We start from the raw sequence: 18,692 nt of genomic DNA on the forward strand, positions 1-18,692 counted from the left end.
CGGCCGTTGGCGGTCAGTCGTTGTTCGGCGCCAGCCAACGGTAGTACATGCCGCCGAGCATGCCACCGAGGATCGGCGCGATCCAGAACATCCAAAGCTGCGAGATCGCTCCCGATCCGGCGAACAGCGCCACGCCGGTCGAGCGGGCCGGGTTCACCGACGTGTTGGTGACCGGGATGCTGATCAGATGGATCAGGGTCAATGCCAGGCCGATCGCGATCGGTGCGAAGCCGGCCGGCGCCTTGCGATGGGTCGCGCCCATGATCACGACCAGGAACATCGCCGTCAGCACGACCTCGCACAGAAACGCCGCTGCGATCGAGTAGCCGCCTGGCGACAGTTCGCCAAAGCCATTGCTGGCAAAGTTGCCGGCCGCAGCCGGATCGGAGGCGAACGCGCTGCTGCCGCTGGCGATCTGCCACAGGATGAAGCCGGCGAACAGACCGCCCAGCACCTGGGCGAAGACATAGGGCACCAGGTCCTTCGCCGGGAACCGGCCGCCGGCCCAGAGTCCGAAGCTCACCGCCGGATTGAAATGGGCGCCCGAAATGTGCCCGAGTGCGTATGCGCCGGTCAGCACGGTCAGACCGAATGCCAGCGAGACTCCCAACAGGCCGATACCGAGCGGATTGCCGTCACCACCGAAATTGGCCGCCAGCACAGCGCTGCCACAGCCGCCCAGCACCAGCCAGAACGTACCGATGAACTCCGCACCGAGTCGCTTGATCATGGACTTTGCTCCAAAGAAGGGATGGTCGGTCGCCTGCGCATGGAAGCCGGGCAGGGCCACGGCAGACGCTAGAGCAAGCCCTGTGAACGCGTGCTCACAGACCACGCCGCCGGAAGGCATTCGCCGGGCACGACGACACCGGGCGCGGTCAATGGCCGCGCCCGGTGTCGTCGTGCAGCCCAGGCTTCAGTTGCTGCTGAGTTGCCGCTGCGGATTGAATTCCAGGCTGGATGCCTGGCGGTAGGTTTCCTGCAACTGTTCTTGGCTCCCGACCTGGACCCAGATGTGGGCGGTCCGGTTCTTGCCGAGCTCGAGCAGGGTCTCGCGGGCGATGATGTCCGGCTTGCCGGCCAGCTCGCTGCGATACCAGGTCACCTTCCGGCCGTCGATCACCCCTTCCTCGGCCCTGTCGGAACGCTTGGGCGAGAACGCCGGATCCTTCGAGATGAACATGCCGAAGGCTTCCGAACCATCCTCGCGCAGTGCGCGGCAGAAGTCGGCATCGCCCACGTTCTGATATTCCCAGGTCAGCCCCGTGCTGGCCGGAAGTGCCGGACACCCTCCCTGGACATCCTGTGCCTGCGCCGCGGCCGCGAAAAGCAGGCCCAGCACGCAGAACGTCATGTAACGTGTCCCCATCTTCATCAAAAACCCCCTGGTTGCGCCGATACTTGCGCTGATTGGCGATTGCGCCGGCATGCGGTCTCAGTAGCGACGACTTGGCATACCGGTCGTGATCACCGTCACGACCATAATGCAGAAGCGAGGGATTGACAAATCCGGGGAGATGGTTTCCGGGGTAACCGAAGTCGGCTTGCCTGGAGACTCCTGTTCATGTTTCCGGCGCGGACCGCGTTCAGGCCCGTCATCTCTCCGGCAGCGGGATGAATTCGTCGTCGCCCTCGATCTTGCCGAAAAGACCGTCCAGCCAGTCCTGCTTGGCCTGCTCGATCCGCTCCTTCGAGCTGGAAACGAAGTTCCACCACATGTGGCGCGGTGCATCCAGAGGCTCGCCGCCGAGCAACATTGCCTTGAGTGGGGTCTTCGCCCGCAGCTTCGGTCGGGTGCCGGGATCGAGGACGACCAGATGCATGGCCGGTATGTCGGCGCCGTCGAGCTGGGCTTCACCCTCCAGAATGTAGACAGCCCGCTCGGGATGGCTGTTCTCCAATACCAGCTCCGCATCCCGATCCAGATCGAGAGCGACGTACAGGGTGTCGGAGAACACCTTTACCGGTGATTCCTCGCCGAACCCTCGGCCGGCCACGATCCGCCGCTTGCTGCCGTCGCTGTGCTGCCGGGGCAGGGTGGTGGCGGGATGATGGATGAACGAAGGCGCGGTCTCCTCGTCCGGCAACGGGAGCGCCACCCAGGTCTGCATTCCGTGCAGCGGGTGCTGGCCCTTGCGCAGCATGGACGGCGTACGTTCGGAATGGGCGATGCCACGGCCGGCGGTCATCCAGTTGACGTCTCCCGGGTTGATGTCCTGCACGCTGCCGAGCGTATCGCGATGGGTCATCGTGCCGGACCACAGAAAGGTCACTGTCGCCAGCCCGATGTGTGGATGTGGGCGCACGTCGACCCCGCGCCCGGCCTCGAAGACCGCCGGGCCCATATGATCGACGAACACGAACGGCCCGACGCTGCGGGCCTGGATCGTCGGGACGGCACGGCGGACCTGGAAGCCGCCGAGATCATGGACGCGGGGGGTGATGATCGTGGCCATGGCTGTCGCTCACAAGCAGTGAAGTGGAAGCTGCAGCTTGGCACCATTGCCGTGAATGCGGAGCGCCGGAATCGCGACACACCGTTGCCGGGACGGATCAGGGCAGCGGCATGTCGGACATCCGCGCATTGCCTGCGGCATCGATGGCGATGATGAAGCGATGGTCGTACTCATCCTCACCCATTTCGCTCACCGCACATTCGCACAAGGCGGAGACGAGCGCCGGCACGGTATTGCTGTGGCCTACGATGAGTACCGTGCCGCTCCGATGCGTGGCACGCAGAGTGTCGGCGAAGTCCGTCGCCGGTTGGTGTGGGTCATACTCAATCATGTCCAGGCCGTGTGCCTGCGCAGTCTGCAATCCCGTGTCGCGGGTACGGCGATACGGCGTCGAGTACACCGCGACGAGCCGGGCATCATCGAGCGACTGTGCGAGGCGCCCGGCACGACAGCGTCCCGACTCCGTCAGACCGGGGTCATTCTCCGAAGCGCCGGTGCCGGACTGTTTCTCGGCATGGCGCACGACCACGAAGCGGATGTCGTCGGACGCCATCGCGGAAGGGGCCGGTCGAGATGCACACCCGGCGAGCATGGGCAGCAGCAACAATGCCGCGATGCAGGGGATAGTCCGTTGGATGTTCATGTCCTGTGCCATAGCTACAACAACCACATGACCTGCATCATCTGTCATGTGGTTGGTTCAGTGGAGGAAGTTCGGTTTGAACGAAGTGTCAGGCGCCAGTGTCGAGGGGCCTACCACTGATTCCTGCCGTCAAGATGGTTGACAGGAAGAGTGGCGATGTCAAAGTCATCAAACAGTCTCGCATTGACGGCAACTTGCGGCTTGGTGAAGTCGGGCCCACTCTCACCCCACGTGCACAAGACCTGGTTGTAAGCACCGCAACCGCAGATGCTGCAATGGTGATGAGCATGCGTAGTCGCGTCGCTGGTGTAAGGGGTGGTCTTGTCGGTCTTTGTGAATGACACCTGCTCTGGCGAGTAGTAAGCCCATAGCCCACCCCGCTTGAAGCAGAATGTGCAGTTGCACTCCGTGATGCTGGTGGGAGCCTCACTTACCTCGAAGGATGTGGCACCGCAATGACAAGTAGCTTTGAGAGGCATAGGCTCAAATTCTCCTTGAAGTTCTGGTATAGCGTCTAACGCCTGAATTAAGCCGAGCCGCGAAGCAACTTCGGCTTGAATGAACTGTTAGGCGCCACTAGCAGCCACATGCGCCTACCCCGGAATAGCTTTGAGTGCCTTGAGGTTTAGAGATGAGCACCCGGGCACGTACATCAAAGTACTCACACTGCTCCCCCTGTACGAGCTTTGGGCACGTGTTGGGTCCGGGAGAGTAGCGAATCTCGATGCTGCCGCCGTTATAGCGATAGGTTTCAGTCCAATACTCGCCCGCCCCGGGGCTAAAGACGTTTGTCCTAGCCCGTTCTGAAGTGGCGGCGACGGTACCCTGGCCAAAATCAAACTGCAGCGGTGAGCCATCCGCCAGCTCGTGGAAGAAATGCACGCCTCCGCTCGGACAGGTGTTTCCGGACACGATAATGCTGCACCCACATGAACTAGCAGGGATGCAAGACAATGGCGGGCTTTTTGGCTCCGAGGCCGCTGAGCATGCCGCAATAGTCGCTGCTGCAAAAAAGAGGGCAAGACGTTCCATGATCTTCCCGTGGCGCCTAACGCCAGAGTTAAGCCGACCCGCCCCGGGCCGGTTCCGAAGCCGATGTTAACGCGGAACCACCCGGGTGCAAGCTGATCCGAAGCGGGTTCGGCTTGAACGAATTGTTAGGCCCCGTTACGTTCTTCGGAGCCCGTGGACAGCGGTTGCCGGATACCCGAAGACTGGCCGTTGAGCCGGAAAGGTAACACCGATGGGAACACGAGAGGAGTGGGTCTTGCCCAGCGCCCGAAGTAGCCGGGGCATTGCTGGGAACCCCACGCCGAGAGGCTACTCCATGCGGGCCGACCAAGTGACCGAAGTGGGGAGAAGGATCAGCGGCGGGAAACCTGCTGGAGTGACGCGGCCGCAAATGCCACGGAACGGGGCCTAACGCCAGAGTTAAGCCGTGCCGCGAAGCGGCATCGGCTTGAACGAATTGTTAGGCATTGAGCTCGCGATGCACAGGCTGAAGGGTGCCGAATAATGCACCTGACCCGCCAGATCCTCGAACTGCGCGCGGTAGCGAAGATCGCTAGAGATTGGGGTGCGCTCCGGCAGATAAAGTAGGAACTGCGACTCGTCACCAGGCCCAATAGATACGGTTGCCAGAGGTAGTGGCCCATGCCCCGCAGGGCTCTGGTAGATCTGTGCAGGATCAGATTTACCACTGAGGATTGAGTAGTAGGGCCAGCCCATCCGGAAGGGCGGACCGGACCCGCTCTGTGCCCTGATACGAAGCTTTCCTGGCCCCGAGTTACGAACTGTAAGCAGGACGGACTGCTCGCGGGCAAAGAGATCGCAGCTCTCCGGGGCGGAACTGACGAGTGAAGTAACAGACGACGTCTGCGCCGGAGCATGGGCACAGCCAACCAATAGGCCTATCAGCAGCAGCGCACTTGATCTCATATGCCTAACGCCTGAATTAAGCCGAGCCGCGAAGCGGCTTCGGCTTGAATGAATTGTTAGGCAACTGCTTGCCTATGTTTAGAAAAGAAGACCGCTGCGAGGTAGAGCATGAATGCCGCCACCGCGCCGTGGGATAAGCCGCTCATTAGTGCTCCAATCAATGAGATGGAGTAAACAGGCTCAGAGCGCAAGAGGTCAATCCCGCCGACCGCTGCCACCAAGAGCACTAGACCGAGAGCAATCCAAGGGCCAATAGAACGGCCGAATGTTGCCAAGGAAGTAATAGCGACAAATGCAAATCCGCGAGCAAACTCTGGCCAAGGACTGCAATGAAGATCGAAGGCTTGGTATCCGTACTGATTGCACCCATTGAACGGGAGGCCGTAGATCGGTATCGCCGCAGCGCACAGGGTCGCTAGAGCAAGTCCAAGCAACAGTCTTATCAGACCGATAAATCCGCTTTTCCGTCCGTTTCTCGGCATGCTTGGTCAGTTGCCTAACGCTAGAGTTAAGCCGACCCGCTGCGGGCCGGTTCCGAAGCCGATGTTAACGCGGAACCACCCGGGTGCAAGGTAATCCGAAGCGGGTTCGGCTTGAACGAACTGTTAGGCTGCGCCCAGCACCCCCGCCCAAAGAGTGGGCGCGAAGGCTAGAACAAAAACTATGGCTGGGCCAATGACAGCTGCCAACCATAGAGGAATACGCTTATGTCGATAGACTGCAGCCGCGGCCAGAATACTCCCCAGGATAACGGCTCCCCAGAACGTGGAGTTGCCGTGGGCCAATGGAACATCAGGAAAAAGAAGACGAGCTGTCAGTAGGAGTGCTGCCGGCGGGAGCATGAGACCAGAAAAAAGTGCGGTAATCGAGTGGGCAACGCGCCAACGCCGTTGGACTGCCGGAAGGTCTGCTTTTGATGGCTGGTAAGGATTGCTCATGTGCAGCCTAACGCCAGAGTTAAGCCGACCCGTGGCGGGGCGGCGACTGGGTGCTAGCGTGGCGGAAAAGCACCCAGGCGGTACCCCGATACGGGTTCGGCTTGAACGAATTGTTAGGGCCCACAGCCAGTGGTTGCCAGAACGACCGCATGCTGCCGATGAACCCGGAGAACTTTGTTTGCCACGAGCAGGTTCTTGGCCGGAAGAATCAGTCCTGACTCGAAGGGACTCAAGATTAATGTTGTGACCAGGACAGGGACTAGCCCGACAGTACGAGCAGCTGGATCGATGCTGCGGCAGAGTTTGTGAACCCGAACGGTGTAGAACAGCACGGGCGGAACCGTGACGAGTGTGAGCAAGACTGTAGCTTTCAGGCCGTCCTTGTCCCATTGGAGAGAGATGAATGCACACATGACGGTGAACCACACAACATGCAGCACGTAGGTGCGGATCAGACCGGTACGTGCCTTGATGAGTTCACGAGTGAGGTGCTCTCTCATGCGGGGCCTAACGCCTGAATTAAGCCGTGCCGCGAAGCGGCATCGGCTTGAATGAATTGTTAGGCCCCACAGCCGCGAAGCCCAAGAACATACGCCCAAAATTGCGAGAAGACGAAGAACTGAAGCCAGAGAGCAAGACCTGCCACTGAGAGGGCGGCGAGCAGGAGCAATGTAGCTGCATTGGCGCGAGCCCACCAGCCAGTCGAAACCTTGGTGGCAAAGATGACTGGTGTGCCTGGTGCGGGGAACTGGCCAGAGCGCCAGACTTTTAGTCCGCTGCGGTAGAACAGAACAGCGAGGGAAAGCAGCCCTACTGCCCCTACGATAGCGACCAGCCTAATCCACGGTAGCTGAGCGCATGTGGGAAGCGGAACGACGTGGGCGGCGTACAGACAAGCAGCCAATACCAACCCACCCACAACCGCAAGCGGAGCGCCAAGCTTGAGCAGCGCAGCGACTCTGGTGCGAGCGGATGGACGGGTGGCGTGCTCTGCCATGTGGGGCCTAACGACTGAGTTAAGCCGTGCCGCGAAGCGGCATCGGCTTGAACGAACGGTTAGGCCTCACCGGCCTGTCTTGGAATGCGAACCTCACTGTAGCGCATGCGAGAAAGGTCGCCTTGGGACTCTAGCCGGCCTTGAGACACTAGTGAGATAACGCGTTGAGTATAGAAGACGTCAGGGATGCCAGGAGCCAGCTCAGGAAAGGTGCCCATGGCCGTGCCAACGACAAAAGCAACCTTCCGCCAATTACGCCCCGCAGCACGCATTACGGCCGCGTCGATTGCTTGAACTTGCTCCGGCCGAAGAGCTGCGATCAGCTTGAGCGCTTCGGCATCCGGCGGTGGATCAGAAAACTCATGATCTTCTGAAGTTGTCATGACGTTCCTTGTGAGGCCTAACGCCAGAATTAAGCCGAACCGCGAAGCGGTTTCGGCTTGAATGAATTGTTAGGTGGCGACCTATGGCAACTGTACATGCGCCACCCACTTGTCCGCGGTGAAGCCGAGAATAAGTCCGACCATGACAGCCAGAATGTAACCCTCCGATATGGCACCAAACAACGCGGCTATGGCGCACGCCATGGCAACACCCAAGAGTGTCTGGCCGGACAGGGTCAATGAGCGCTTCTTGTCCGACGTGCCGAAGATGACGATGGCGCAGTACAAGCCGAACAAAAATGCAGCAATGACGCCGCGGATGGTTTGTGAATCAACTACGTCGACGCGCCAGAACGCGAAGAGAGCGAAGACGCCCCCAAAAAGGATTGCACCAAGTAGCGACCAAAGTCCCATAGCCACCTAACGCCAGAGTTAAGCCGAGCCGCGAAGCGGCTTCGGCTTGAACGAATTGTTAGCCCTCATTGTGCGGCCGTAAACCAACGCTTGGTAGCTTGATGGCGGAGGATAGACCACAGAACAACGGCACACGTGCCAATTTCAACAGCGGATAGTGCCTGGGCGATGACGGTGTACCGCCCGTAGTACTCACTTGTTGGAAAGAAGAACGCATTGATGAGAATGCCAAAGAAGGAGACCCAGAGCATATAGGGCCAAGCCCGCTGTTTGCGGCGAATGAACGACAAGGCGATTGCCACGAACGATAAGCATAGTGCAGGTGTAACAACCCGCCAAATGCCGGTCTCATAGAAAGGAGCGAGCGCAGCCTGTGCAATTAGTGTTGCGATGTAAATGAAGAAGGACGCGCGGAGATACTGTGACATGAGGGCTAACGCTTGAGTTAAGCCGAGCCGCGAAGCGGCTTCGGCTTGAACGAACTGTTAGGCGGCAACCGACGCGCCCGAAGGAACGCAAGAAGACCGCCGAGAGCACAGCCGGCGAGCCAACCAAGTGCAGATGCTACGACAGGCCCGCCCAAAGCGGTGAGCCCCCAGGCAATCTGCACAGCGTCACGGGGAGCAGATGCTGGGGCTGACGAACTGTCCAACACAACAAATCCAAGCGCCAGCAGCCCGATAAGCACGGCGTTGGCGACGATGAACCCCAGTGTGGCCCACAGCGAGATGCCTAGAGCATAGGGGTAGATAGGCGCAAGGCGCGGAACTAGCCTGGCCGTAAGGATCGCCGCCGCGGCAGCAAGCAGCCAGAGAATAAACGCAGGTAGGATGATGAAGTACGCCATTTGCCGCCTAACGCCTGAATTAAGCCGCGCCGCGAAGCGGCGTCGGCTTGAATGAATTGTTAGGCCTAGCCGCTATAGAACGACCAGGCAAGAGATACGATCTTGCCGTTCTTGTGCAAGATTTCTAGCGTTGAGCCGCTCTCTCCGAGGAGGAATACAATGCTGCCCGGTTGGCGCTGAGATGGTTGGCCGAGCGCCAAAATTGCGGACTCTAACGAAGCGCCAACCTGTAGAAAACCGGGCACTTCTGCTGTTGTACCATGCACATAGACGTAGAGAACAATTCCATTTGGGTCTGTGGCAAGCGGAGAGTACAGGATTTGCGACTCTCCAGCGCTGCATGAGACCGTCTCTATCTGCTCAGTCGCTTCCGGGTCGTACAGCGACGGCCTGAATGATTGCACCTTTGTGGCCACGTCAACCGAGCAGAGGGTGCGTGAAAGGGATTGACCCAGAGCATAGATGTCTGCAGGAGCGACGGCAGAGCCTAAGCTAGTGACAGCCGTAAGAAGGGAGAGTATCAATGCGCTCATGTAGCTCCCAGCTAGGCCTAACGCTTGAGTTAAGCCGCGCCGCGAAGCGGCGTCGGCTTGAACGAATTGTTAGATCTCTCCCGCGTCATGCAATTGCCCCATGATGACCAAATAGTGATTGGCTATGAGATCGAAGCCGAATGCGAAGTCCAGGACGGCAAAGTTGCACGGCTTGCCGAAGACAGCTTGGAAAAGCGCATCCATGCTGTTTCCGTGCGTATCGAAGCTCGCAACCCGATACGTGAAGTAGAGATAGCTCAGCTTGTCACCATGATCGTTCGCGGCTTGGGCGAGCATGCTATTTACGTCTTTCGGGCGAGGCAGCGCGGCCCAGTCAGGGTCAGCCGCCTCCAAGCTTTTCTTTCTTGGAATTATTGGCTCATTCCAGAATTTTCCGTACTCTCGCTTGAAGGCGTTTATTTTTTCTTCGAAGCGGGTAGCTCGCTTGGCTGGGTCATCAAAGATGTAGATGAGCCAGAAGAAGCCTTCGAGCAAAGACCTTCCCAAGATGTGCGAAATCTGACGCTCAGCCGCTGATGCGTTCTTGAGCATGTCATTTTCGCGAAGCGTCCCGGCTATCGAATAGAAGCGCAATGCTTCTTGTGCAAAATAGCTGATCTCACCCCGATCAGAAGGGATGGCTTCGAGTGTTGCAAGCTGCTGCTTCAGGAGTTCGAAATGATCTACTGAGTTGTCCATGAGATCTAACACCTGAATTAAGCCGACCCGCGAAGCGGGTTCGGCTTGAATGAATTGTTAGAGGTGGTCACTTGATGCTACAGGTGCGAGATTGGGGGCTGCCCGGCTTGACGTAGCTGGCAGTGTTGCCGGTCTTGTCGCTGTGCAAAAGCAGCTTGTCGAATCCTGAGGAGGAGGTTAGCTCAATGGGAATGGCGTACCCATTTGCGTTGGCGAGCAGGGATACGGACTGTCCAGAGTGCTTGTGCAGGAACTCGACGTTGCCCTTGGCGCGAATGACTAGGCCGGTGCCATCTGCGTTGAACTGCAGCGAGTCCTTTGGACTGTTGTCGGGGTCCTCGCAGAGCACCCAAGTGCCGAAGAGCCAACCCGGCGCGGGCGCTGGGTTTTGGGCAGCCGCTGTCCCCAAAGTGGCCAGAAGTGACAGCAGTCCAACTATCAGCTTGCGAGAACTCATAACCACCTCTAACACCTGAGTTAAGCCGGGCCGCGAAGCGGCCTCGGCTTGAACGAACTGTTAGGTTGCATTGCCGGGGCGTGCGCCATGTTGCTCTAACAGCTCGATCTTGTCGCCATCCTCGCGTGATACCGCAATGTCCAAAGCAGTTTGCCCGGAGTTGTTTCTGGCGTTCACGTCAGCCCCCAGCTCCAACAGCTTTTCCATGACCTCGATAAGTTCAGGGTGTTCGGTTGCCGCATGCAATGGAGTGCTGCCACTCGAATCGCGTGATTCTAGGTCGGCACCCTTAGCGACAAGTATCTCAACCATTTCCGGGTAGGCCGCCAAGTGAAGTGGCGTGGTGCCGCTATCGTTCTTGGCGTTGACGTTGGCTCCATTGGCGATGAGAAGTCTAGCCATATCAAAATAGTGCTCTCCCACCACGCCATGTAGAGGGGTGAAGCCATACTCATCGGTAGCGTTTACGGAAGTAGGATGCTGCTTTAGTATGGCATCGACTTTCGAGAAATCTCCGAACACTGCCGCGTCGTATATTTCAGGTGCTTCCATGGATATCTCCGCGCCATGAGCGGCGCACGTTAGCGAAGTTAAGAGCAAAGTAACGATTGCGACGAACTTGATCATGCAGCCTAACGATTGAGTTAAGCCGAGCCGCGAAGCGGCTTCGGCTTGAACGATTTGTTATGCGCCTTGGGCAATGAGCGAAGTCGCCACCGCCCCCGACGCGACCATGATCGGGAGCCTACCATCACTGTCCCGAAGGCCGGTAACAGATCGAGGCCAGCGCTTGACCAACCGAAGCCCGGGCGCCGCCGACCCGAGAGCCGGCAAACTAACCGCGACAGCGAACCGCGCCGCAGGTCCGGTAGCCGACCAACTCTGTGCCTCAGCGGCGCGAGAACCGCCGGCGGTGCAACGCGAACCCGCCAGAAGCGGGCTGTGCGAAGCGTCAGTGACGGTGGGAACGGGCGAGGTGGTGCGGAAGTAGCAGCGCCACTTTGAAACCGCTAACCCACGCATAACGCTTGAATTAAGCCGAGCCGCGAAGCGGCTTCGGCTTGAATGAATTGTTAGCGCCCGGCAACAGAAACACCAAGCGCTCGCATGATGGGGCCAGTGACAAGTGCCCCAACGATTGAACACGGAGTACCCCAAAGAATCACTGCGACATAGATCATTGACGCCCCACCGCCAGTATATGGGCGAACACAATCAGTGTAGTAGGCCAGAAGGAGCCAGGGCACAACAAGAAGACAGGCACCTAGGGCCCTCAACGGGTTGGCTGTTGCCAGCGAGATAATCGCGGGCAGCAAGGGGATGAGCAGGAAGATGCCGAGGGCAGCCAAGAAAGACGAGAAGTCATGGCTGTAACAGGCAAAGCTATTGAACGCCTGAATGGCGATAACCGCAGCAATGGCGGCGCTTCCCGAAAGAATGGCTCGGCTACGACTGACTACCATAGGGCGCTAACACCTGAATTAAGCCGAGTTGCGAAGCAACTTCGGCTTGAATGAATTGTTAGGCCGCGTCGCCACGGCTGTTGTCCGACTAGCCCTCATGAACTGCAAGGAAGTCGGAGGCACTAAGACCGTACTCATGCTCGGCCTGCATAAACGCTGCGTCCAAGTCCTCATGCCATGTGTCACCACAGAACTCTCCGGCCCGAGTGTACCGATACATCATGCAGTGCTCACTACCTGGCTCAGGTTCAATCTCGACGCGGTCGGGCAGCGGCATTGAATCTCCTCTCACCGTTTCCTCGCCAGAGATGTGCCCGATGGTATGTATATCGGGACGCCTGAACTCTCGAGGTCGTGCGACGTACTTCATAGCGGCCTAACGCCTGAATTAAGCCGCGCCGCGAAGCGGCGTCGGCTTGAATGAATTGTTAGGCCTACGGTACCGCAACTGCAGTGCCCGTACCTGTGTCGATCTGCCAGGTGGCCACCGTAGCTCCATCAATCCTGTAGGTAACGACGAACATGTGAGTTGTATCTAGGGTGCCGGGCGCCACTGGTCGCTTGACCGACCAAGAGCGCTCTTTTGTGTCGTGCCACCAGCTGTCAGGACTATCAACAGCCCGAAAAGTCTCCTGCTGGGTGTCAAGGACCACTTGAATGGCAATGGAGGGAGAAAGTTCTGGCGAATCGAGTGCTGAAGCTGGGAGCGCCGAGATGGTAAGAAGACAGACTGACGAGATGAGGCTCAATGATTGGCGCACGATGAACTCTCCACGTAGGCCTAACGCCTGAATTAAGCCGCGCCGCGAAGCGGCGTCGGCTTGAATGAATTGTTAGGGCGCAGCCGGTCGAGCACGAAAACAACCAATGGCAGCGCCAAGAAGAGAACTATGAGGTCTAGCGACAAAGCTACTTGGGTAAATGGAAGTTGGCCAGAAAACTGTATGTGATATGCGTCAAAGGCAGCGGCAATCAACGAAATGGCCGCACCAGCCAACACAGATCGCCGCCGAAAGAGAAGCTTGACCGGAGCAGAAAAAATGATTCCTGCGAGAAGCCCGCACAAGATAGCCCCCAACAGAACGCCAGTCAGGCGAAAGGGTCGAGCCGAGAACATGTCAGGCACCCACTGAACCCATACCGCGAGTTCACTATGCGCGTACCAGTAGCCAAGAAGTATGGGCAAGAAGAGAAGAATCTGTGCTGCCAAACGCATAAGACTCCCCCTGCGCCCTAACGCCTGAGTTAAGCCGACCCGCCCCGGGCCGGTTCCGAAGCCGATGTTAACGCGGAACTACCCGAGTGCAAGGTAATCCGAAGCGGGTTCGGCTTGAACGAATTGTTAGGCGGCGCCTGCCTCTGCGGTACGGTGCAGTTTGAGAAGAAGTCGCCGCTCTTTTGCGGAGCGGTCAAAGATGGCCTCTCCAGCTAGCGCACTGCCTATGGCTGTAGCTAAAAATGGATGAGCGATGCCGAATACGAATGGAAGTGATGGGCTTGAGCTGCTTTCAGTCAACGTAATGGAATACACAACGAGAGATAGCCCTGCTACAAGTTGAATCCATCTGGCGTAACGCCAGAAGCTGAGCCCACGCTCAACTCGTTGGATGATTGTGGTCTCGGAATCGTTCAGTTTTGGTTGCATGTGTGATCCCCAACGCCGCCTAACGCCTGAATTAAGCCGTGCCGCGAAGCGGCATCGGCTTGAATGAATTGTTAGGCGGCACTACCACGCGACACCACGAGCCGCCTCAACGCGGGACCAGATGCTTGGTGTGCTACTGGCCCAAACACCGCCAAGCATATGACGGAACGCCGGATCGCGACGAGCTTGAAGCTCAATGCGCTCAATGAACTCGGGACCAGAAGCATCTATGAGATCCTCAAGCGGTCCAGCTGCGAGTGCGCCAATGACTGATTCTGGCGGGTTGCGTGACAGGATCTCTAGGATTGCAGCCCAGCAATCCTCGGCGCTCGCCGAGTCTCCAGGAAGCATAAAATGCTCTGCCGCCCAGAAAAGTGGGTGACCCTCAAGGGAACGACCGCTGTCCTGCTGGAGAGCGATGTATGAAGTTGCCCAGTCTTTGATGGCCTGCGAGTCCACGTCTGTGCCGCCTAACGCCAGAGTTAAGCCGACCCGTGGCGGGATGGCGACTGGGTGCTAGCGTAGCGGAAAAGCACCCAGGTGGTGGCCCGATACGGGTTCGGCTTGAACGAATTGTTAGGCCCCAACTGGAAGCCATTCAAGAGCCACACCTAAGAGAGCCATCCACGGCAGTGGGACCAATTTTGAGCTGAGCCAGACCGTTCCGGCCAATGAGAGTGAAAGACGGGGGCAATGAGTCGTCGCCAGGGTTACGAAACTCTAGATGGACCGTCGCTGTCTTTTGACTGAAATGTTCCAGCGAGTAGTTCTCAGACGACAGCGTGATTCGCTTGCCGGAGCCATTCACCGTGGAGCTAAAGACGATCATTGGATTGATGTCATCGTAGCCAATGAACTCCAACTCGTAGTATTCCGGATCCTGCCCGCTATCAAAGAAGCACGCGGTCTGGGAAGCAGAGGCGGGCTGGCCAGCCAAGGCTAGAAGGGTGATAACGGGAGTGGTCCATTTCTTCATGATGGGGCCTAACGCCAGAGTTAAGCCGACTACCGTAGCGGAGGCAACTACATGGCATGCTCTACCTGCCATGTGGTTGGTGTAGCGAAGGTAGTTCGGCTTGAACGAATTGTTAGGCGCAAATCAGGATTGTTTGACGCCTTGCCACTAGCCCAGACCTTATGGCCTTGGGCCGGATACGCCGAGAATACCGTGTCCTTGACTGGAATTGCACATAGCCAGGTTCAAAGGTCCTACTCAGCAGAATGACTGCCTGGGCGTGACTTCTGCGCACCGTATCTGAATTGCACCGACAAGGTTACCAACGCTTGACTTTGATGCGAGCAGAAAGCCATGGCGCAAGGAGAAAAGCCAAAACGTAGATTGGAACAAGTAGGTAGGGGCTATCAATCAGATCAAACGCAGATATTGGCAGGATGGCTATGCCGTCCGCGGACCCCAAGGCAATCAATAGGCTCACCACAGCCCCAATAACGATCGTTACGACGAGAGCATAACCGGCGCGTTGCAAATGAGTCATGGGTGGCGGAGATGTTGTCATTGGCGCCTAACGCCTGAATTAAGCCGAGCCGCGAAGCGGCTTCGGCTTGAATGAATTGTTAGGCATCGCACAGAGGGCGCAGCAAGGCTATAGCTTCTGCATACTTGTCTGATACGAGGCCTGCGTCTGGATGGTGGCGGAACCCAGAATGATCACGACTTGCAGCCTCAAGGGCGAGCCTGGCATGGGTGCGAGCGTCCACTAGGTTTGCTTGGGACGCGAGAATGAGCGCCTTTGTTGCATGAAACACAAAGTGATCCATGGCGAACATGAGGCGCGCCTCGGCTTGTGGCGAGAGTAGCGCCATTGCTTGCTCGTAGCGATGAGTACTGCCCGATAGGGCGATTTGATACGGCAGATCTAAGTACGCACCGGTGCGCAGGTTTGGAAACTCCTCCTCGCGTTTGAGAGCGGCCTCATAGGATGTGAACGCATCCTCTGTGTGGCCGATAGCTAGGTACGCTCTTGCACGATCGACGTGAGCTTGGGCATGGTCAAAGTCGTCGCCAAGCTCAAAGTACCGATCCAACAGCTCTAGGGCTACGTGCGGATGGGTTTGTGTGAGGTGGCCGGATTGAATCCGAAGATACTGGCTTTTGCGACGAACACGTCGCAGCTTCTCTTCAAAGGCAGAAGCGATGCTGGAATCCCAGCTCGTGTTTCGAAACCAGCGATCATCTGTCATGCGATGTCTAACGCCTGAGTTAAGCCGACCCGCCATGAGCCGGTTCCGAAGCCGATGTTAACGCGAACCCACCCGCGTGCAAGCTGATACGAAGCGGGTTCGGCTTGAATGAATTGTTAGGTTGCAGCCTGCCCTAGGTTGGTGGTTGGCTCTTGGATGAATCTCTTTGGCCGATGCCAAAGTGCAGGAATAACGGACGAAGAACGAAGATGCCAAGAGCAAACACAAGTGCTAGGCCAGTTCCGCGATCTACAAGTGACTGATGAGCGGGAAGTCGCAGCACAAGAAAATCGCGAAGTTGTGCTGCCACAAAGGCAATTAGAAGTCCCAGGCTAAGCCAGAACGCTACTGTTTTTGAAAGGAGCTTTCCCATGCCGGTGGCTCTGCAACTTAATGCTAGAGTTAAGCCGACCCGCCCGGGCCGGTTCCGAAGCCGATGTTAACGCGGAACCACCCGGGTGCAAGGTCATCCGAAGCGGGTTCGGCTTGAACGAATTGTTAGGCCGCGGGCCCGCTACCCAAAGTGAGAAAAGCATGCCTAGGCCTGAGGCACGACGCGGGCCGAGGCGCCGAGCTGCTGGAGCGACGCAGCCAGATCAGCAGCGACAGGAGGCGAAACCTTGATCCTCTGGGTCTCTCCATTGAGAAGTGCGTCCGTTATGCCTTTTGCCTCAGCCAGCCCGATACCCGCTACGGAATGCAACAGCTCTGTGCAAGATACTTTCCGGAACCCGAGATGCCAGCTTGTAATCTCAACGATCGCCATAACTTGGTAGTGCTCTTAGCGGCCTAACGCCTGAATTAAGCCGACCCGCGAAGCGGGTTCGGCTTGAATGAATTGTTAGGCGCGCAGCTACTCACGCCAATCAATGGCCTCGTAGTAGAGGTCTCCGAAGCCACACTCAATCATGTTGCCGTAGATCTTCCAGACGTCTGACTCATAGTCCGCCAGGCTGTTGGGTTGGCGGCGGCGAGACTCAGGAACCTCAATTGGCACCGAGACAACCTTTTGCTTTGCGTCATAGGGCAAGGCGTCCAGTCCAATTGGGAAGGTGACAGCTTTGAAGGTGGCAGCCTTTATCTGCTCTGATACCTTCTTTGTCCGGCGCTCCCGAAATAGGGTTGGCGCCTGAAAATGAAGCACAAAGCGCCATGACGGGAGATTGTTGATCTGGTCTGGCGGAAAGAGATAGTTGATACCGGTTTTTGCCACGCGCCCCTCAGTCTCAGATTTGCACGGATGTGAGTCTCCGGCCAAGGCCGAGCCTGAGCCGGAAAAGCCGATGATAAGTACCGCAGTTGCTAGCAAATGTCTCATGCGCGCCTAACACCTGAATTAAGCCGAGCCGCGAAGCGGCTTCGGCTTGAATGAATTGTTAGGGCCCAGGCGAGTCGCCTGCAAGAGACGACTCTTGGCTTGGGTCCGCGAGGAGAAATGTGTCTCCGTTGGTGGCAGTGATGCTGCCGGTGCCCATGTTACGAATCTCCCAATGCCAAGTGTCGTAGCGGGTCTCCAAGGTGCCTCGGGCGGCGCATGGGCCATGCAGGAAGAAGTCGTGCTGTTGCCGCCCGGAGATCAGCACCGCCTTGTCAAAGAAGGCTCGGATCTGATTCGGTGTTACGGCGAACGAAGCGCAGCCCTCGTTCTTGGGTCCGACACCTGTCTCTGTTACGACGATTTTGGTAATGGGACCGATTGGGGTGGCTAAAGCCATGGCTGGGAATAGCAGGCTGGTAAGCAACCCTAAGTGCACGAGGTGTTTGGTCATGGGCCCTAACGCCTGAATTAAGCCGTGCCGCGAAGCGGCATCGGCTTGAATGAACTGTTAGGCCCCATTTTGCACTACGAGCATCTGCTGAGGCTCTAAGCCCAACGAGTGTGAGTCAGCAAGATCCTCACCCCCATGCCACCATTTCTCTACCCAAGCTTGTCCCCACTCATCCACCTCGTAGACCTTGAAGGTCTCGCCGAGCATGGACAAAACTCGATCCCTTTCCGGTTGGGATAGGGGGGCAACGATGGACTCATGGATATCAGTGACGCGGACAAGCGTGCCTATGCGAACGGGCTGACCTACGCTGTCGGTTGTCATGTGGTCTGTCATGGGGCCTAACGCCTGAATTAAGCCGAGTTGCGAAGCAACTTCGGCTTGAATGAATTGTTAGGCGCTGAGGTTACCCCAGAATGCCCCGGGGCTGGCAACTGCCGCTTTGAAGGCGCCCGAAACCTGGGCAACAGTTCGCGCCCGATGACCTGTCCGCTGTGCGCCGCCCGAAGTGGGCTTTACCGACAGCCCGGCCGTGAGCTTGGCCTACGTCCGAAGCCGACAGACTGCCCGCGACCCCGTGTGAGCGCGCCTGGCAGCGTGTCCGAAGCTGTGTCCGACGCGACGAACCCAGCCGCGCGCGAAGCGGGCGGCGGTGAAAGCACGATGGTTGTGGCTAGTGACCTGGAAACGCTAGCAGCGGAGCCGTGCGCAGCGCGGACGGCGGAGCGGGGCAGCGAAGCCAGCAACGCAAACTGCTTTTACAGCGCCTAACACCAGAGTTAAGCCGACCCGCTACGGGCCGGTTCCGAAGCCGATGTTAACGCGGAACCATCCGGGTGCAAGCTGATCCGAAGCGGGTTCGGCTTGAACGACCTGTTAGGCGCACGGTGAAAGGCGGCGAAGTGGAATCGTACCCGTACGCGCAGCAGTGAGCCCGCCGATCAAACCCAAAGAAGGCCGACAGCAGTCGGTGGCATGGACTCGATTGACCGAAGCCAGGAGCGCCGCCCCCAAACCCGAGTTTGACCGATCCCTGTGCCGCCCGTCTGGGCTTGGCCAACTGCCCCGGAGGCCGAGCGGCACAATGGCCGCGGCGGTGCAGCAAGGAACAACCGAAGGCGGCTTTTGACGCGAGGGAATGCCTGACCGGGCAGGGCGGCTCGGCAGTGGGAGCGCAATTTTGAAAGCGGCATGCCCACGCCTAACGCCTGAATTAAGCCGACCCGCGAAGCGGGTTCGGCTTGAATGAATTGTTAGGCGGCGCCACTCGGAGTGGGTGCGCCGGGTTGTCTCGGATGAACGCCTCAA

The 18,692-nt window shown here is 58.1% G+C and carries 20 protein-coding genes; all 20 read right to left on the reverse strand.

Annotated elements, in window-relative coordinates:
• Positions 1 to 13: 13 nt before the first annotated feature.
• The 20 genes from aqpZ to FKV23_RS17485 all read right to left on the reverse strand — a co-directional run bounded on the left by aqpZ (position 14) and on the right by FKV23_RS17485 (position 17,720).
• Entirely contained in the window at positions 14 to 730 is a 717-nt protein-coding gene (aqpZ, locus tag FKV23_RS05955; protein ID WP_141623029.1) for an aquaporin Z, read from the reverse strand.
• A gap of 186 nt (positions 731 to 916) precedes the next feature.
• On the reverse strand, positions 917 to 1,375 hold the full coding sequence (locus FKV23_RS05960) for a hypothetical protein (RefSeq protein ID WP_141623030.1): 459 nt from the start codon (positions 1,373 to 1,375) through the stop codon (positions 917 to 919).
• A 220-nt stretch (positions 1,376 to 1,595) separates the two neighbouring features.
• Positions 1,596 to 2,456, reverse strand: coding sequence for a pirin family protein (locus FKV23_RS05965; protein ID WP_141623031.1), 861 nt, complete (start codon positions 2,454 to 2,456; stop codon positions 1,596 to 1,598).
• Positions 2,457 to 2,553: 97 nt separating this feature from the next.
• Positions 2,554 to 3,099: a SixA phosphatase family protein gene (locus tag FKV23_RS05970; RefSeq protein WP_167285007.1), complete on the reverse strand. Its 546-nt coding sequence runs from the start codon at positions 3,097 to 3,099 to the stop codon at positions 2,554 to 2,556.
• Between the two features lie 110 nt (positions 3,100 to 3,209).
• Positions 3,210 to 3,578, reverse strand: a complete 369-nt coding sequence (locus FKV23_RS17895) for a GFA family protein (RefSeq protein WP_141623033.1) — start codon at positions 3,576 to 3,578, stop codon at positions 3,210 to 3,212.
• Between the two features lie 2,510 nt (positions 3,579 to 6,088).
• The gene (locus FKV23_RS05980; protein WP_141623034.1) at positions 6,089 to 6,475 is read right to left on the reverse strand and encodes a hypothetical protein; all 387 of its coding nucleotides are present in this window, start codon (positions 6,473 to 6,475) and stop codon (positions 6,089 to 6,091) included.
• Between the two features lie 556 nt (positions 6,476 to 7,031).
• Positions 7,032 to 7,355: a DUF3658 domain-containing protein gene (locus tag FKV23_RS05985; RefSeq protein WP_141623035.1), complete on the reverse strand. Its 324-nt coding sequence runs from the start codon at positions 7,353 to 7,355 to the stop codon at positions 7,032 to 7,034.
• Positions 7,356 to 7,436: 81 nt separating this feature from the next.
• Positions 7,437 to 7,769, reverse strand: coding sequence for a hypothetical protein (locus FKV23_RS05990; RefSeq protein WP_167285010.1), 333 nt, complete (start codon positions 7,767 to 7,769; stop codon positions 7,437 to 7,439).
• A 65-nt stretch (positions 7,770 to 7,834) separates the two neighbouring features.
• On the reverse strand, positions 7,835 to 8,197 hold the full coding sequence (locus FKV23_RS05995) for a hypothetical protein (RefSeq protein WP_141623037.1): 363 nt from the start codon (positions 8,195 to 8,197) through the stop codon (positions 7,835 to 7,837).
• 484 nt (positions 8,198 to 8,681) lie between these two features.
• A complete protein-coding gene (locus tag FKV23_RS06000; RefSeq protein WP_141623038.1) occupies positions 8,682 to 9,149 on the reverse strand; it encodes a hypothetical protein in 468 nt (155 codons plus the stop codon).
• A gap of 69 nt (positions 9,150 to 9,218) precedes the next feature.
• A complete protein-coding gene (locus tag FKV23_RS06005; RefSeq protein ID WP_141623039.1) occupies positions 9,219 to 9,848 on the reverse strand; it encodes a hypothetical protein in 630 nt (209 codons plus the stop codon).
• Between the two features lie 67 nt (positions 9,849 to 9,915).
• The gene (locus FKV23_RS06010; RefSeq protein WP_141623040.1) at positions 9,916 to 10,305 is read right to left on the reverse strand and encodes a hypothetical protein; all 390 of its coding nucleotides are present in this window, start codon (positions 10,303 to 10,305) and stop codon (positions 9,916 to 9,918) included.
• A 60-nt stretch (positions 10,306 to 10,365) separates the two neighbouring features.
• The gene (locus FKV23_RS06015) at positions 10,366 to 10,857 is read right to left on the reverse strand and encodes an ankyrin repeat domain-containing protein (protein ID WP_167285013.1); all 492 of its coding nucleotides are present in this window, start codon (positions 10,855 to 10,857) and stop codon (positions 10,366 to 10,368) included.
• Positions 10,858 to 12,561: 1,704 nt separating this feature from the next.
• Positions 12,562 to 12,978 (reverse strand): hypothetical protein, encoded by a 417-nt coding sequence (locus FKV23_RS06025; RefSeq protein WP_141623043.1) that lies wholly within the window; start codon positions 12,976 to 12,978, stop codon positions 12,562 to 12,564.
• A 516-nt stretch (positions 12,979 to 13,494) separates the two neighbouring features.
• On the reverse strand, positions 13,495 to 13,872 hold the full coding sequence (locus FKV23_RS17775; RefSeq protein WP_407067648.1) for a DUF6869 domain-containing protein: 378 nt from the start codon (positions 13,870 to 13,872) through the stop codon (positions 13,495 to 13,497).
• A gap of 139 nt (positions 13,873 to 14,011) precedes the next feature.
• Positions 14,012 to 14,389, reverse strand: a complete 378-nt coding sequence (locus FKV23_RS06030; protein ID WP_141623044.1) for a hypothetical protein — start codon at positions 14,387 to 14,389, stop codon at positions 14,012 to 14,014.
• A 599-nt stretch (positions 14,390 to 14,988) separates the two neighbouring features.
• Positions 14,989 to 15,615 (reverse strand): hypothetical protein, encoded by a 627-nt coding sequence (locus FKV23_RS06035; RefSeq protein ID WP_141623045.1) that lies wholly within the window; start codon positions 15,613 to 15,615, stop codon positions 14,989 to 14,991.
• Positions 15,616 to 16,468: 853 nt separating this feature from the next.
• On the reverse strand, positions 16,469 to 16,933 hold the full coding sequence (locus tag FKV23_RS06040; RefSeq protein WP_141623046.1) for a hypothetical protein: 465 nt from the start codon (positions 16,931 to 16,933) through the stop codon (positions 16,469 to 16,471).
• 58 nt (positions 16,934 to 16,991) lie between these two features.
• Complete coding sequence (locus FKV23_RS06045; RefSeq protein ID WP_141623047.1) at positions 16,992 to 17,384, reverse strand: hypothetical protein; 393 nt, start codon at positions 17,382 to 17,384, stop codon at positions 16,992 to 16,994.
• Between the two features lie 57 nt (positions 17,385 to 17,441).
• Complete coding sequence (locus tag FKV23_RS17485; RefSeq protein WP_141623048.1) at positions 17,442 to 17,720, reverse strand: hypothetical protein; 279 nt, start codon at positions 17,718 to 17,720, stop codon at positions 17,442 to 17,444.
• Between the last annotated feature and the right edge of the window lie 972 nt (positions 17,721 to 18,692).

Origin of the sequence: Lysobacter alkalisoli (assembly GCF_006547045.1) — a bacterium.
Lineage (GTDB): Bacteria > Pseudomonadota > Gammaproteobacteria > Xanthomonadales > Xanthomonadaceae > Marilutibacter > Marilutibacter alkalisoli.